The 14,945-nt window shown below is 70.8% G+C and carries 13 protein-coding genes and 1 tRNA gene; 5 read left to right on the forward strand and 9 right to left on the reverse strand.

Going from position 1 to position 14,945, the window contains the following annotated elements; genetic code table 11:
- The first annotated feature begins 35 nt into the window (after positions 1–35).
- The 4 genes from ASD16_RS09255 to ASD16_RS09265 are packed head-to-tail and all read left to right on the forward strand — an operon-like array spanning position 36 to position 2,481.
- Positions 36–863 (forward strand): DUF881 domain-containing protein, encoded by an 828-nt coding sequence (locus ASD16_RS09255; RefSeq protein WP_055916111.1) that lies wholly within the window; start codon positions 36–38, stop codon positions 861–863.
- Positions 860–1,666 (forward strand): class E sortase, encoded by an 807-nt coding sequence (locus ASD16_RS09260; protein ID WP_055916113.1) that lies wholly within the window; start codon positions 860–862, stop codon positions 1,664–1,666. The genes ASD16_RS09255 and ASD16_RS09260 overlap by 4 nt, the downstream gene beginning before the upstream one ends.
- Positions 1,667–1,697: 31 nt before the next feature.
- Positions 1,698–1,856: a hypothetical protein gene (locus ASD16_RS22030; protein WP_200942922.1), complete on the forward strand. Its 159-nt coding sequence runs from the start codon at positions 1,698–1,700 to the stop codon at positions 1,854–1,856.
- A 1-nt stretch (position 1,857) separates the two neighbouring features.
- Positions 1,858–2,481 carry an aminodeoxychorismate/anthranilate synthase component II gene (locus tag ASD16_RS09265; protein WP_055916115.1) on the forward strand — a complete coding sequence of 208 codons (624 nt, stop codon included), beginning with the start codon at positions 1,858–1,860 and terminating at the stop codon, positions 2,479–2,481.
- A 47-nt stretch (positions 2,482–2,528) separates the two neighbouring features.
- On the opposite strand, the gene pknB is transcribed toward ASD16_RS09265, so the two are convergent.
- The 7 genes from pknB to ASD16_RS09300 are packed head-to-tail and all read right to left on the reverse strand — an operon-like array spanning position 2,529 to position 11,227.
- Complete coding sequence (pknB, locus tag ASD16_RS09270) at positions 2,529–4,523, reverse strand: Stk1 family PASTA domain-containing Ser/Thr kinase (protein ID WP_055916116.1); 1,995 nt, start codon at positions 4,521–4,523, stop codon at positions 2,529–2,531.
- Entirely contained in the window at positions 4,523–5,785 is a 1,263-nt protein-coding gene (locus ASD16_RS09275) for a serine/threonine-protein kinase (RefSeq protein WP_055916118.1), read from the reverse strand. The genes pknB and ASD16_RS09275 overlap by 1 nt, the downstream gene beginning before the upstream one ends.
- Positions 5,782–7,233 carry a penicillin-binding protein 2 gene (locus tag ASD16_RS09280; protein ID WP_055916120.1) on the reverse strand — a complete coding sequence of 484 codons (1,452 nt, stop codon included), beginning with the start codon at positions 7,231–7,233 and terminating at the stop codon, positions 5,782–5,784. The genes ASD16_RS09275 and ASD16_RS09280 overlap by 4 nt, the downstream gene beginning before the upstream one ends.
- Positions 7,230–8,666, reverse strand: a complete 1,437-nt coding sequence (locus ASD16_RS09285; RefSeq protein ID WP_055916122.1) for an FtsW/RodA/SpoVE family cell cycle protein — start codon at positions 8,664–8,666, stop codon at positions 7,230–7,232. The genes ASD16_RS09280 and ASD16_RS09285 overlap by 4 nt, the downstream gene beginning before the upstream one ends.
- Positions 8,667–8,676: 10 nt before the next feature.
- Complete coding sequence (locus ASD16_RS09290) at positions 8,677–9,981, reverse strand: Stp1/IreP family PP2C-type Ser/Thr phosphatase (protein ID WP_055916125.1); 1,305 nt, start codon at positions 9,979–9,981, stop codon at positions 8,677–8,679.
- Between the two features lie 4 nt (positions 9,982–9,985).
- Entirely contained in the window at positions 9,986–10,507 is a 522-nt protein-coding gene (locus ASD16_RS09295) for an FHA domain-containing protein (RefSeq protein ID WP_055916127.1), read from the reverse strand.
- Between the two features lie 9 nt (positions 10,508–10,516).
- Positions 10,517–11,227: a DUF3662 and FHA domain-containing protein gene (locus ASD16_RS09300; protein ID WP_055918186.1), complete on the reverse strand. Its 711-nt coding sequence runs from the start codon at positions 11,225–11,227 to the stop codon at positions 10,517–10,519.
- Between the two features lie 181 nt (positions 11,228–11,408).
- Here ASD16_RS09300 and ASD16_RS09305 point away from each other — a divergent pair.
- A tRNA-Leu gene (locus ASD16_RS09305) sits at positions 11,409–11,491 on the forward strand.
- 188 nt (positions 11,492–11,679) lie between these two features.
- Here the strand turns inward: ASD16_RS09305 and ASD16_RS09310 are convergent.
- Together ASD16_RS09310 and ASD16_RS09315 are read right to left on the reverse strand one after the other, a co-directional pair.
- Positions 11,680–13,320, reverse strand: a complete 1,641-nt coding sequence (locus tag ASD16_RS09310) for a hypothetical protein (RefSeq protein WP_055916129.1) — start codon at positions 13,318–13,320, stop codon at positions 11,680–11,682.
- Positions 13,317–14,087: a site-specific integrase gene (locus ASD16_RS09315; protein ID WP_157453871.1), complete on the reverse strand. Its 771-nt coding sequence runs from the start codon at positions 14,085–14,087 to the stop codon at positions 13,317–13,319. Before ASD16_RS09315 ends, ASD16_RS09310 begins: the two co-directional genes overlap by 4 nt.
- Between the last annotated feature and the right edge of the window lie 858 nt (positions 14,088–14,945).

The following is a 14,945-nucleotide window of genomic DNA, read 5'->3' on the forward strand; positions in this document are numbered from 1 at the left end:
CCCCGTCGTCGGGCGTCCCGTCCCAGGAGCCGTTCGTGACCGACCACCCGCACCGCGCGCGTCGCTTCGTCGCGCGCGGCACGCTGTCGGTCGCGCTCGTCCTGGCACTGTCAGGTGCGCTCTTCGCGGCGAACGCCAAGTTCGCGCGGGCGTCCGGCGAGCGCCACCCGCAGGACCTGAAGGAGCTGGCCCAGGTCGAGACGGAACGGGTGGAGCGGCTGTCCTCCGAGGTCGACTCCCTGCGCGCGGTCGTCGACGACCTGACGGCGAGCGAGAACGCCGGGACGCCCGTGGGCGAGCCCAGCACCGCGTACGTCGTCGAGGGCGGGATCGTGCCCGTCACCGGGCCGGGCGTGACCGTGCGTCTCGACGACGCACCCGCCGACTCCCCGCGACGCGAGGACGCGCTGGCCGACACGCTCGTGGTGCACCAGCAGGACCTGCAGGCCGTGATGAACGCCCTGTGGGCCGGCGGTGCCGAGGCGATGACGCTGATGGACCAGCGGGTGATCTCGACGAGCGCCTTCCAGTGCGTCGGCAACGTCCTGAAGCTGCACGGGCGGGTGTACTCACCGCCGTACGTGGTGCAGGCGATCGGCGACCCGGGCGACCTGCGCAAGGCCCTGAACGCGTCGCCGGCCGTCCAGCTGTACCTGCGTGACGCCGCGGAGGTGGGCCTGGGCTGGTCCGTCACGGACGCGGACCAGCCGCTCGAGCTCGCCGCCTACTCGGGCACCACCGAGCTGAGCTCCGCGACGGTTCCCGACGGCATCGAGATCCTTCCTGGGCTGGAGGCGGCCGAGGAGGCCCAGCGGGCCAGTACCGGACCCACCAGCACGCCCGGACCCGAGGACAAGCAGTGAGCAGCGAGACGACGACCGAGCCGGCTCCGCTCAGCCGGCGCGAGCGCCGCAAGGCGGGCCGCAGCCATGCCCGCGACGTGGCCTACGGGATCGTCGGGGTGATCGGCGAGCTGCTGATCACGCTCGGCGTCCTGCTCTTCGCGTTCCTGCTGTGGCAGCTGTGGTGGACGGACGTCGTCGGCAACCGGGTGCAGGCCGACATCGTGGCGGAGCTCCCGTTCGAACCGGTGCCGACGGCCACACCGACCGCTTCCGGTGCACCCGCCGGACCCGTCGTCGCGCCGCCGCGTCGCGACGAGCCGCCCGTCATGGCGGAGCCGCCGCACGCCACGACGTTCGCGACGATCCAGGTGCCGCGCTGGGCGGGTGAGCCGGAACGCCCGATCAGCCAGGGGACCGACCGGGCGACGGTGCTCGACGTGCTCGGCGCCGGACACTACGAGGGCACGGCGATGCCCGGGGGGCTCGGCAACTTCGCCGTCGCCGGCCACCGGACCACGTACGCCAAGCCGTTCAACCGGGTCGAGGAGCTGCAGGTCGGGGACCCGCTGGTCATCCGGACGACCGACAACATCTGGTACGTCTACCGGGTGACGTCGACGGAGATCGTGGACCCGTCGAACGTCGGCGTCATCGCGCCCGTGCCCGGCGACCCCGGCGCGGTGCCCACCGAACGCCTGATCACGCTGACCACCTGCCACCCGATGTTCTCCGCACGGGAGCGGTTCATCGTGCACGGCGTCCTGGACTACTGGGCGCCCACCTCGGACGGGACCCCGGCCGAGCTGCTCGGTGGCGCATGATGGTCACCTGCACGAGGGACGGAGGACGCTGATGTACGGATGGCTGTGGCACCGGCTGCCCGGACCCGCCGCCGTGCGCGCGCTGATCCTCACGGTCGCGGCACTCGCTGTGCTGGCGGCGTGCTTCCTGTGGGTGTTCCCGGCGGTCGCGCCGTTCATGCCGTTCAACGAGACCACGGTGGGTGAGTGAGATGACGCGGATCCTGGTGATCGACAACTACGACTCGTTCGTCTACACGATCGTCGGCTACCTCAACCAGCTCGGCGCGGAGACGGTCGTGGTCCGCAACGACGCGGTGCCGCCCGTGGCGGAGCGCACCGGGTTCGACGGTGTGCTGGTGAGCCCTGGTCCCGGTACGCCTGCCGACGCCGGCGAGAGCATGCAGGTCATCCGCGACTGCGCCGACGCGGGCCTGCCGATGCTCGGGGTGTGCCTGGGCCACCAGGCGCTCGGCGAGGTGTTCGGCGGCACCGTCACGCACGCCCCGGAGCTCATGCACGGCAAGACCAGCCAGGTGGAGCACAAGGGCGAGGGTGTGCTCGCCGGACTGCCTTACCCGTTCACCGCCACGCGCTACCACTCGCTCGCAGTCGTCAACGACACGGTGAGCGACGAGCTCGAGGTCACGGCCACCGCCCACGGGATCATCATGGGTCTGCAGCACGTGAGCCTCCCGCTGCACGGGGTGCAGTTCCACCCTGAGTCGGTGCTCACCGAGGGCGGCCACCGCCTGCTCGCCAACTGGCTCGAGATCTGCGGCGACGACCAGGCCGTGGCGCGCTCCGAGGGGCTGCACCCGCTCGTCCGCCTCTGACGCACGACGAAGGGGCCGTCCCAGCCGGGACGGCCCCTTCGTCATGCTCAGGTGTTCGTCGGTTTCGGCGTCGGGTTGCCCGCCGGCCCCTTCGCCACGTGGATGTCGATCTGCTGGTCCAGCGGGACCTCGTCGCCCGACGTGGGATCGGTCCGGATCACGGTGCCGACGGGGGACTCGGACTGGTCGTCGATCCGGTTGAAGTTGCTCAGCCCGAGCGCCTGCAGCTGCTGCACCACCTGGTCGTACGTCTTGCCGACCAGGTCGTTCGGGATGATCGCCGTGGTCGGTGCGATGGCGACCTGCAGGTTGATGACCCGGCCCTGCTTGACGGGCGTGCCCGCGGGGACGTCCTGCGCGACGACCGCGTCGGGCGCCTGGCTGGTGGACTCGACCGGCGACGTGTTGACCTGCAGCTTGGCGTCGTTGAGGACCTGCGTCGCCTCGGCCTTCGTCTTCCCGACGACATCCGGGACCAGCACGTTGCCCGTGGACACGAAGAGGGTGACGCTGGACCCGGCGCTCACGGAGGTGCCCGAGGCGGGGTCGGTCTTGGTGACCTGACCCTGGGGGTAGGCGGGGTTGTCGTCGTCCTGCCGGTTGGCCGAGACGGTCAGACCCGCGTCCGTCAGGATGTCGGTCGCCTCCTGCTCGGTCCTCCCGGCGACGTCCGGCACGGCCAGGCTGGCAGGCCCGGTCGAGATGATGGCCTTCACGGACGACTCGGGCTCCACCGGGGTGCCCTCGGCCGGTTCGGTGCGGATGACGTGCCCGGACGCGACCTCGTCGCTCGCCTCTTCTGCCCGGTCGTACACGAGGTCCGCATCGGTGATCTTCTGCTTGGCGTCGGCCTCCAGCATCCCGGCGACGGCCGGCACGGCCACGGTCGTGTCCGGGGCGGTCTTGTTCGCGTTCGCGATCAGCAACGCGACGATCCCCGCCACCGCGAGCACGGCGATCGCGATGAGGAGGGGCAGCAACCAGGGCCGCTTGTTCTCCTCCTCCTCGACGTCCGGGCCTGTCGTCGCCACTGCGGCGCCGGTGGACGCCCACGGCGACGTGGCGGGCGGCATCGTCTGCGTCGTCGCGACCGGCGGGGCCATGACCTGCGTGGCCTCGGTGGCGGGCGTCGCCAGGAGCGCCGCGGCGGCGAGCGCCCCGACTGCGGGCGCACCCACGGCACCGCCGCGCACGGCGGCCTCCAGGTCGGAGCGGAACTCGGCGGCGCTGGAGTAGCGGGAGTCACGCTCCTTGGCCAGGGCCTTGAGCGTGATGCGGTCGAGCGAGTCCGGCACGTCGGAGGCGAACGTCGACGGCACCGGCGCGGCCTCCCGGACATGCTGGTAGGCCACGGCCACCGGCGAGTCGCCGGTGAACGGCGGGCGGCCGGTGAGCAGCTCGAAGAGCAGGCAGCCGGTGGAGTACAGGTCGGAGCGGGCGTCCACGGTCTCGCCGCGCGCCTGCTCCGGCGACAGGTACTGCGCGGTGCCGATGACGGCCTGCGTCTGGGTCATGGTCGCGGCGGAGTCGGCCATCGCGCGGGCGATGCCGAAGTCCATGACCTTGACCGCACCCGTCGGGGTGAGCATGACGTTGGCGGGCTTGATGTCGCGGTGCACGATGCCCGCGTGGTGCGAGTACTCGAGGGCGGACAGGACGCCGGAGGTGATCTCCACGGCCTCCTCGATCGGCACGGCGTGGCCGTCGCGCAGGATGTCCCGCACCGTGTGGCCCTCGACGTACTCCATGACGATGAACGGGACGTGGGCGACGACGCCCGTCGGCTCCGTGAAGACGTCCTCGCCGGTGTCGTAGACCGAGACGATCGCGGGGTGGTTCAGCGCGGCGGCGGACTGCGCCTCGCGCCGGAACCGGTTCTGGAACGACGGGTCCCGGGCCAGGTCGGAGCGCAGGATCTTGATGGCCACCGTGCGACCGAGCCGGGTGTCGTGGCCGATGTGCACCTCGGCCATGCCACCACGGCCGATGAGCTCGCCGACCTCGTACCGTCCGGCGAGGGTGCGGGATCCGTCGTCCACCACTAGGCGTCCTTTGCTTCCGTCGATGCAGGGTTCGCGGCGAACGCCGTGGACCCGTTGTCGGTGATCATCCCATCCCGGGCATCGGCACGAGGGTAGTGGGCCACGGAGGCCACGAGCTGAGTTCGGTCCTGCGCAGGTCCGTCGGCGTTGGTGATCCTCGTCGCAAGGGCTGCGCCCAGCAGGCCGATGAGCAGCAGGACGAGCGCGAGGAGCGGCCACGACAGCCGGCCGGTCCGGCCCAGCCGCACCCCGGTGGTCGTCGACGCCCGGCGGGCTGCCGCGCGACCCGTGGGCTCCTCGGTCCGGCGGGTCCGCCGTGGCGGGTACGACGGCGGGGGACCGGCGGGCGCGTCGACCGGCGCGGACGTGGAGGTGGACGCGGTCGCGAACGTGTCCGGGGTGCGCTGCAGCTTGCTGATCAGCACCGGGATGCCCGAGGGCGGCGTGCGCGGGACCAGCTTGTCCAGCAGCTGCGCCAGCTCCTCGCCCGACGCCGGCCGCGCGGTCGGCTCCTTGGAGAGCAGCCGCAGGACCAGGGCGGCCAGCGGCTTGTCGACGCTCGCGGGCAGGGGCGGGACGGCGTTGTTCACGTGGGCCACGGCGATGTCGACCGCCGTCGGGCCGGTGAAGGGCCGGTGCCCGACGAGCGCCTCGTACGCGATGATCCCCAGCGAGTAGAGGTCCGACAGTGGCGTCGCGGGCTTGCCGACGGCCTGCTCGGGCGACAGGTACTGCGCCGTGCCCATCACCATGCCCGTGGCGGTCATCGTGACCTGGTTGCGGGCCAGCGAGACGCCGAAGTCGGTGATCTTCACGCGCCCGCCGCGGCCGAGCAGGATGTTGCCCGGCTTGACGTCGCGGTGGACCACGCCCGCCAGGTGCGCGGCGTGCAGGGCGCGCGCCGTCTGGGCGAGGATCGGCAGCAGGCGCCGGGTGGGCAGCACGGGCTCGCGCTCGAGCAGGTCGGACAGCGGCTCGCCGACGACGAGCTCCATGATCAGGAAGCCGGAGCCCTCCTGCTCGCCGTAGTCGAACAGCTGCGCGATGTTGGGGTGCGACAGGGACGCGGAGTTGCGGGCCTCGGTGCGGAACCGTTCGAGGAAGCCGCGGTCGCCCGCGAACTCCGAGCGCAGCACCTTGACCGCGACCGGGCGGGCGAGGGCGTCGTCGTACCCCTCCCACACCTCGCCCATGCCGCCGACGGCGATCTGCCGGACCAGCCGGTAGCGCTCGCCGAGCAGGAGACCCGATGCCGTCTTCACGATCCCAGCACCGCCTCGATGACGGCCTTCGCGATGGGTGCCGCGACCCGTCCGCCCGTCGCCTCGTTGCCGGCGTTCCCGCCGTGCTCCACGATCACCGCGACCGCGACGCGCGGGGCGTCGGCCGGCGCGAACGCCGTGAACCACGCGTGCGGCGCCTGACCCTCGGCCGTCTGGGCGGTGCCGGTCTTGCCGGCCACCTGGACGCCGGGGATCTGCGCGGCGGCGCCCGAGCCGCTCTCCACGACGCCGACCATCATGTCGCGCATCGACGCGGCCGTGCCGGGCGACATCGCGGTCGAGTACAGGGTGGGCTTCGTCTCCGAGACCCGGTGCAGGTCCGCCGACCGCACGGTCTGCACCGTGTAGGGGGTCATCAGCTGGCCGTTGTTCGCGATCGCCGCCGAGACCATCGCCATCTGCAGGGGCGTGGCCCGCACGTCGCGCTGGCCGATGGCCGACTGGGCCGTGACGGGCTGGTCCATGTCCGCGGGGAACACGCTCTCGGCGACCGGCATCGGGATCGTCAGGTCGGGGTCGTTGAACCCGAACCGCTCCGCCTGCGTCCGCAGGGCGTCCGCCCCGACGTTGAGGCCCAGCTGCCCGAACGCGGTGTTGCACGAGACGCGCAGCGCGTCGGCCAGGGTGATCGGGTCGGCGCCGCAGCCACCCCCACCGAAATTGCCGATGGTCGCGGTGGTCTGCGGCAGCGTGAGCCGCTCGGGCGCGGGCAGCGTGCTCTCGGGCGTGTACTGACCGCTCTCGAGGGCCGCCGTCGCCGTCACCAGCTTGAACGTCGACCCCGGCGGGTAGGTCTCCTGGGTCGCGTTGCTGCGCAGCGGGTTACCGGGCGCCACGCTCAGCGCCTGGTACGCCGCACCCGCGGCCGCGATGTCGTGCGACGCGAGCGCGTTGGGGTCGAAGCCGGGCGTGGAGACGAGCGCGAGGATCTTTCCGGTCGACGGCTCGATCGCGACGACCGCGCCCTGCTGGCCGGCCAGACCGTCGAACGCCGCCTGCTGCGCGGCGGGGTTGATCGTCGTCTCGACGGCCGCACCCTCCGGCTGACGGCCGGTGACCAGGTCCCGGATCCGGGAGAAGAACAACCGGTCCCCGCGTCCCGTCAGCTCCTCGTTCGCGGCCCTCTCCAGCTCGGTCCGACCGTTGACGACGGAGTAGAAGCCGGTCATCGCCGAGTACAGCTCGCCGTTCGTGTACGACCGCTGGTAGCCGTAGGAGTCCTCGACCTTGGTGGACAGGGCGATGGCCTCCCCGGCGACGACGATGGGTCCGCGGGCGTTGCCGAACTCGCGGTACAGGGTGCGCACGTTGCGGCTGTCGTTGTTGAGGCGCTCGGCCTGGAAGTACTGCACCCAGGTGGCGCTGGCCATGAGCCCGACGAACATGACGAGGACGACCGTGGCGAGGCGGCGGAGCGGGGTGTTCATCGCACCCCCCGCATGACCTCGGTGGGCTGGTCATCCTCGTTGCTGCCGCCGACGACCGGAGTCCCCGCGACGGGCGTCAGGGACGGCTTCATCGACGGTGCGGGCCGACGGGCCTCGTCGGAGATCCGCAGGAGAAGGGCCACGATGACCCAGTTGGCGACGAGGGACGAGCCTCCGTACGCGATGAACGGCGTGGTCAGGCCCGTCAGCGGGATGATCCGGGTGACGCCCCCGACCACGACGAACGTCTGCAGCGCCACGATGAACGCCAGACCGCCCGCGAGGAGCTTGCCGAAGCCGTCGCGTACCCCGATCGCCGTGCGCATGCCGCGCTCCGTGAGGATCGCGAAGAACAGCAGGACCGCCAGCAGGCCGGTCAGGCCGAGCTCTTCACCGAGGGACGCGACGATGAAGTCCGACTCGGCGAACGGCACCAGGTCCGGCCGGCCCTGCCCCCAGCCGGTGCCGAACAGGCCGCCGCTGGCCATGCCGAACAGGCCGCGCACCAGCTGCCCGGAACCGCCCGGGCTCTGGTCGAAGACGGCCGGGTCGAACGCGTGCAGCCACGCGTCGAAACGTGCTCCGACGTGCGAGAACGCACTGGCCGCGAGGACGGCTCCGACGACGAACAGGAGCAGGCCGATGACGACCCAGCTCAGGCGCTCCGTGGCGAGGTACAGCATCGCGACGAACAGGCCGAAGAACAGCAGCGAGGTGCCGAGGTCGCGCTCGAGGACGAGGACGGCGACCGACGCACCCCAGACGATGAGGATCGGGCCGAGGTCCCGCGGGCGTGGCAGCTGGAGGCCCAGCACCTTCGGACCGGCGAGCGCGAGGGTGTCGCGATGGGTGACCAGGTAGCCCGCGAAGAAGATGGCGAACGCGATCTTGGCGAACTCCGCCGGCTGGAACCCGACCCCGCCCACCCGGACCCAGATCCGGGCACCGTTGATGAGCACGCCCAGGCCGGGGATCAGCGGCAGCATGACGAGCACGAGACCGGCGATCATCGCGGTGTACGTGTACCGGCGCAGCGTGCGGTGGTCCCGCAGCAGGATGATGACCGCGGCGGCGAGGACCACCGAGATCGCCGTCCAGACCAGCTGACGCTGCGCGAACGTGTCCTCACGGCCCCGCGCCGCGTACGCGAAGTCGATCCGGTAGATCATCGCGAGGCCGATGCCGTTGAGCGCCACGGTGATCGGCAGGATCACCGGGTCCGCGAACGGGGCGCGCCACCGCAGCACCAGGTGGATGCCGACGGCGAGCGCGGCCATGCCGAGCCCGTAGCCGATGACGTCGGGCGGGACCTTGTTCGTGGTGCCGATGCCGGCGAGCGCGTACGACGCCACGCCGATGGCGAGCGCGAGCAGCAGCAGACCGAGCTCGACACCCCGGCCGGCCCGCACGCGGTGCGGCTGGACGGTAGCCATCACGCGCGGCTCACGGTGTGGCCGTCCCGGAGGGGACGGAGGTGGGACTGGTCGTCGGTGAGGGCCGAGGCGACGGGGCCGTGTCCTCCTCGAGCATCGCGACCAGGTCGCGGGCGTCGTCGAGGGAGTCCGCGTGGATGGTCTGCTCGACGCGTTCCCGCAGGTAGCGCGAGTCGAGCTCGTCCAGGGACGTGCCGGTGCGCTCGACCACGGAGGACAGCGCGACCGGCCCGAGCGTCTGCGGGAGACCGCGGAAGATCACGACCTCGTCGTCGTCGACCCCCACGTAGTACTGCGTCTGCGTCCAGCTGTACGCGACCAGGACGGCGCCGACGATGACCGCGGCGATCCCGACCCACACGACGACCGTCCGCCAGCGGCGCGGTGCGGGCGGGTGCTCGTCCTCGTCCGTCGCGGCCTCGGCGGGGGCCGACTCCTGCGCGTCGTCGTCCACCTGCGCGGCCCGGGCCAGGCCGGCCGCCCGTGCCGCGGGACCGTCGGCCGCGGACGTCGGGTCGTTGCGGGTCAGCGCAGCCGCGCCGACCACCGTGGCGTTCGTCGTCGGTCCCTCGCCGTCGGCGACGTCGTCGAGCTCGACCACGTCGGCGAGCACGACGGTGATGTTGTCCCCGCCGCCGGCCCGAAGCGCGAGCTGGACCAACCGGTCCGCACACGCGTCGACATCGGAGATCGTCGCCATCGTCTCCTCGATGGTCTCCGCGCTCACGAAGCCCGAGAGGCCGTCCGAGCACAACAGCCAGCGGTCGCCCTTGCGTGCCTCCCGGACCGACAGGTCGGGGGTCACCTCCGGGTCGAAGTCGCCCAGCACGCGCATCACGACGGACCGCTGCGGGTGGTGCTCGGCCTCCTCGGGCGTGATCCGGCCGATGTCCACCAGGTGCTGCACGAACGTGTGGTCCGTGGTGACCTGCGTGAGGACGCCGTCGCGCATCAGGTACCCGCGCGAGTCGCCCAGGTGCACCATCGCGAGCTTGTTGCCGGCGCGCAGGATGGCGAGCACCGTCGTGCCCATGCCGCTCAGCTCCGGGTCGGCGTCGCTGCGCGCGATGATCTCGTCGCGGGCGTCCGCGAGGGCCGTCTCCAGCTGGTCCAGCGCGTCGTCGGGACCGTGCGACTCACCGTCCAGCGGCGCGAACGCGGCGACCGCGACCGAGGACGCGACGTCGCCGCCCGCGTGGCCGCCCATGCCGTCCGCGACCATCAGCAGGTGCGGACCGGCGTACGCCGAGTCCTGGTTGTTGGAGCGCACGAGTCCGACATCGGACCGCGCCGCATATCTGAGTGCGACGGACACCGGGTTACCTCTGCAGCTCGAGAACGCTCTGGCCCACGCGGACGGGTGTACCCGTCGGGACGGGAGTCGGAGCCTCGACGCGCTGGTCCGCCACGAACGTCCCGTTCGTCGATCCGAGGTCCTCGACGAACCACTGGCCGCCCTGCGGGAAGATCCGTGCGTGCCGCGACGACGAGTAGTCGTCGTCCAGGACGAGCGTGCAGCCGGGCGCGCGACCGATGAGCACCGACGACGTGCCCAGCGGGACGATCGTGCCGCGCAGCGGCCCCTCGGTCACGACGAGCCGGCCGGGGCCGCTCCCGCTGCGCGCCGACCGCGGGATGCGGGTCGGGGCGGTCTCGGGTCTGGCCGGCTCGGTCGCGACGGCGGCGGCCGCCGCAGCGGGCACCGCAGCCTTGCGACGACGCCGGTCGGTGATGCGCGTCCCGTACAGGTCACGGCGCAGCACACCGATGGCGAAGAGCACGAGCACCCACAGCAGCGCCAGGTAACCCAGCCGCAGCAGGGTGATCGTCAGTTCACTCATGTGCCGGCGTCACTCGTCCAGGTCCGGCTCGCCGCCTGTCCAGAACAGGATCCGGGTGCGCCCGATGGTCAGCGTGTTGCCGTCCAGCAGGGTCGCAGCCGGAACCTGGTGGCCCTCGACGAAGAGTCCGTTGGTCGAGCCCATGTCCGTCGCGACGACCCCGTCACCGGTCACCCGGATCTCCAGGTGCCGCCGCGAGACGCCCGGGTCGTCGACGATGATGTCCGCCTCCGAGCCGCGACCGATGACCGTGACCGGCCCGGTGAGGATGTAGCGCTGACCGTCGATGTCCACCAGAGGATGCCGCGCGCTGGGCGCCGACGTGGCCGACGCGGGTGCGACCGCCCCGCGCACCGTCGCGCTGTGCACCCGGAACCGCGCCGCCTCGAGCTCGCTGTCCTCGCTGAACGACACCGTCACCGGCCCTACGAACGCGTAGCGCTGGCTCGCTGCATAGTCGGTGACGTTGTTGGCGAACTCGTCCGCCAACGCCTCCGCACCCCACGACTCCACCTGGTCGTAGTCGGCAGTTGCGAGCTCGATCGTGAACTCGTTGGGCACGACAGTGCGATCCCGCCCGACGACGGCCGCCCGGTCATCGACCTCGCGGCGCAGCGCGCTGGAGAGGTCGAGCGGCTTGAGCTCGCTCTTGAAGGCCTTGGCGATGGCGTTGTTGACCACCCGCTCCACGCCGTTCTCGAACCTGTCGAGGATGCCCACGCCCACCTCCCCAGTCCCTCGTGCACGTCTACGTGCAGGTGTCCCACCCGCAATCCGCCTTGATCGTATCTGTGACGCGCCAGTACGGGGTCGGAAGCCGGGTGATGTGCGCGCGGCGACCCTGGGAGCCTTCCCGACTGTTCAGGAGCAGCCCCTGCATCGTGCTAATGTTCTGCGGCGCGCGCGAGTGGCGGAACGGCAGACGCGCTGGCTTCAGGTGCCAGTGTCCGAAAGGGCGTGGGGGTTCAAATCCCCCCTCGCGCACAGAAGGGTGGTTCCCGAAAGAACCGCCTGAGCAGTACCGAAACTCCCGGTCAGGGTTCTCTGGCCGGGAGTTTCGTCGTTGGTGGGCCCTCGGCGGGGCCGGCAGGCGGGGTGTCGGGGCGCGTTTGCGGCGCGCTGGAGCGTCGCTTCGTGCCGGTCGTGCGGTGTTCGCGGGCGCCGGGTGAAGGTCAGTCGGGTTTCCGTTGTCGGTAGCCGCGCGTGCGCGTGTGACGGTCGAGTGGACGGACGTCGGGTGGTTCGCCGAGCTGCACCTGCCATGGTTCGGGCAGCCCCCGGGCGGTGTACCAGGCGTGCAGGCGTTCGGTGTTGCGGCCGGCGAGCGTGAACGCCAGGAGCAGGGTGGTCGCGCCGAGTCCGGTCATGTGGAAGAACCCGCGGCTGATCCTGAGGTTGTTCGACTTCACCTGGGCGTTGAGCCCTTCGACGAGGGACCGCCTGTTGAAGGACAAGGTCCAGGGGGTCGACTGCCACGGCAGGGGTTGGCGGTCGCGTTCCAGGTCGGTGTCGCGGATGGTTACGACCTTGCTGCATCCGCAGGGCACGCCTTGGACGCAGGTCGTGGTCGGGACGCTGTACGGCAGGCGCATGGACTCGGGGTTGTTCGCGCAGCGCACGTGCTTGGCGAGGGCGGGGCCTTTGAATCGCTGGGTGCGGCGGGTGTCGTCGTGGCGTGAGTGCACGGTGAACTGGAACGGGATGCGCTTGTCGAATTCGTGCCGGGACGCGGCCTTCTTCGCGGCCGAGTCCGCGGGGCCCGATGGCTCGAGTTCGACCAGCCCGGGCGGCAGAGCACTTGTGTACAGATGCCCGTCGCGCCACAGCGTCCCGGCGACGGGACCGGGATGTGTTCCGCGCTGGCTGGTGTGCAGGTCCATGGTGATCGCGATGTTCCGCTCGCGCAGCGGCCGCGCCAGGCTCAGGGCTTTGGCCGTGCTGTAGCCGCGGTCGAGGAGCACCTCGTCAAGGTTGCCGAGTAGATCGATGAGCGTCAGGGCAGCTCGTGCGCGGTCGGTGATCCCTGGGCGCAGAGCGAGTCGAGCGGTGAGCTGTGGGATCGAGTCGGCGCCGATGGCAGGGACGTAGGTTGCGAGGTGCGCTTCGTATCCGACGTACATCTCGGTGGGGTGTTGCGGTGTCGCGGTGCGCTTGCCCCACCGGGCGTCAGGGTCGGTGGGGCACCGTTCGCGGCCGTCAGCGTCGATGAACTTGGCGCGGGCCGTGGTGTGCGACTCGATGTCCGTGCCGTCGAGAGCCACTGAGGTGCTCCGCAATGCGGAGTCCGGCAGTGACGTCTGGATGATCGCCGTCGCGACCTGATCCAGGCCGCTACGCATGGCCGGGCACTGGAGCGGGCACGCGAACACCTCGCCGGTCTCGGCGTCGGCCCTGAGCTCGTGGTTGTGCCGGACGTGGGCACCCCGGGTGGCGGCCCCGATCAGCGCGTGGACACCGGAGAGCACCTGACGGTAAGTCGGGCGGACCCCACCGGGAAACCCAAGCCGCTGCAGCTCGAAAGGGCGCAGCAATGCGATGGCGCGCATGACCTGGCGGATGTGCATCTTGTTCGGCGAGCTCATCGCGTGGAAGAGGACGGCTGCCGCGACTGCGTCGACCGGTACCTTGCGCGGCCGACCGGTTCGCGCCGTCCGAGCAGCGACCAGATCTTGGAACACGCCCGCGTCCGCTTGAGCGCGTGCCCGGGCGATGCGCTGCTCCACGGTCATCGGGTTCGCGATGTGTACGACGTCGCTGCGTCCGCTGGCCGACTTGGACGGCAGCGGGAACTGCAGCGAACGTCGTGAGGTCATCGACGCGCCATCGACTCGATCAGCTGGTGAACGTCCGTTGGTCGCATGTGGGCAATGGCCTTCTCGAAAGCGCTCGCCGAACTGACCGCGGCCATCTCGGCGAGCCCACGCAGGTTCACGTCGTGGTCGAGATGGGCCACCAACCACGTCACACGTAACCGGTAGGTAGTCAGCCTCGGGCAGTCCTCGGGGAATTCGGCCTTCTCCAGCATCCGCGACAGGCGAGAACTGACCCATTCGCTCTCGACCTTGCCGATGAGCCGTGAACCTGGATCCTCAGCCGCGATCGCCAGCAGAGGTTCTTGGTAGGGGGCTGTGATGGGGACCGTGCGCGGACGGTCGCCTACGAGGCGAACGCACCACACGCCGGACACCGTGATGAGGTCATTGGTCGTCACATGCCCGATCTCGCCGGGATGCACCCCGGCACCCAACCCGAGCCCGAGGATCACGGTGAGATGCCGCCGCCGCACCGCAGTCGACTGCTGTCCGGCCACCTCCCACAGCCGGGCGATCTCCGCCCGCGTGTATGGCACCGGACCAGACCGCTTCCCGATCCGGTCCAGCTCGGGCCACGGTGCCCGCCGGGTCAGCTCCCTGCTGTAGCGACGCATCTCGGAGCGGATCGTGGCGCGTGACTCCAAGCGGAACGCATCGCAACCGACCTTCGTGTACCGGTCGACCTGGTCGGGGGTCAGCATCACCTCACGGTCGAGCGGCAGTCCTTCGCCGTGAGCCCACGCGACGAAGCGGGACAGCACCGTCATCGCGCGCCTCGCTTCGCCCTCTCTCGTGGGGTCAAGGTCTCGAGCGAGTTGACGAGTGAAGCCGCCGATGGCCGACCAGGTATCCGCGGAGGTGTGCCTCGGGACATACGTCCGGATACGTGACTCGGCCTCCGCGCGGGGGTCGCCGACGTCCGCCCGCCGCCGTCGGGCAACGGGGATGTGGGCGGACACGAACGCGTCGGATGTTTGAAGTGGCTCGGCGTGGCGGTTGACTGCGGGAGTTCTGGAATCCGATGATGGGCGCACGAAAGCTCCTCTTGACGGCGGGTCTTTCCATGCAGCGGCGGCAACCGCTTCGAGTGCGACTTGGCCGGGATCACGAGTCCCGGCCTTTCGCATGTCAGGAGATCGGCGACCTGCGCCGCGCGAGGGTCAGGGCATGCGGCCTGCCGAGGAGCCTTGGAGCGCATCAGCGAGGAGCGCCGTGGCGGTAACGCTGACGGGGCGACCCGTCGCGTTCGCGCGATCGAACAACAGGCGTGCCAAGTAGGCCGGAATTCGTATCTCGACGCGGACGAGTTCCTCAGGCCGGTAGAGGCGGTTACGAGAAGACGGCCGACCCGCCCGGGCTGGCGCTACGTGAACGGGAGCGGGGCTTGTGGTCTCGGGCACGACGCTTACCCTTCAGATTTTGTCCGCTGCAGGGCGATCTCCCAGCAGCGACCGGAGTAGCAGTCCGGTGTCACCCCGGATGGCAGGTCCGGGCGAGCAAAATCTTCCAGGCAGGACATTCCCAGGTTAGGTGCCTCACCCGGGCGATCCCAGCGACTCGCCCAAGGCTTCGCTACCAACTTGTTAGCCCCGCCGATGTCGATGTATTTGGCAGATCCCGAAGAA

Source organism: Cellulomonas sp. Root485 (assembly GCF_001426705.1).
Classification (GTDB): Bacteria; Actinomycetota; Actinomycetes; order Actinomycetales; family Cellulomonadaceae; genus Cellulomonas.

Coding starts and splice junctions, on each gene's coding strand:
- ASD16_RS22030 (WP_200942922.1), top strand. CDS start 1,698: ATGTACGGATGGCTGTGGCACCGGCTGCCCGGACCCGCCGCCGTGCGC.
- ASD16_RS09265 (WP_055916115.1), top strand. CDS start 1,858: ATGACGCGGATCCTGGTGATCGACAACTACGACTCGTTCGTCTACACG.
- ASD16_RS09280 (WP_055916120.1), bottom strand. CDS start 7,233: ATGAACACCCCGCTCCGCCGCCTCGCCACGGTCGTCCTCGTCATGTTC.
- ASD16_RS09285 (WP_055916122.1), bottom strand. CDS start 8,666: ATGGCTACCGTCCAGCCGCACCGCGTGCGGGCCGGCCGGGGTGTCGAG.
- ASD16_RS09295 (WP_055916127.1), bottom strand. CDS start 10,507: ATGAGTGAACTGACGATCACCCTGCTGCGGCTGGGTTACCTGGCGCTG.
- ASD16_RS09310 (WP_055916129.1), bottom strand. CDS start 13,320: ATGACCTCACGACGTTCGCTGCAGTTCCCGCTGCCGTCCAAGTCGGCC.
- ASD16_RS09315 (WP_157453871.1), bottom strand. CDS start 14,087: ATGACGGTGCTGTCCCGCTTCGTCGCGTGGGCTCACGGCGAAGGACTG.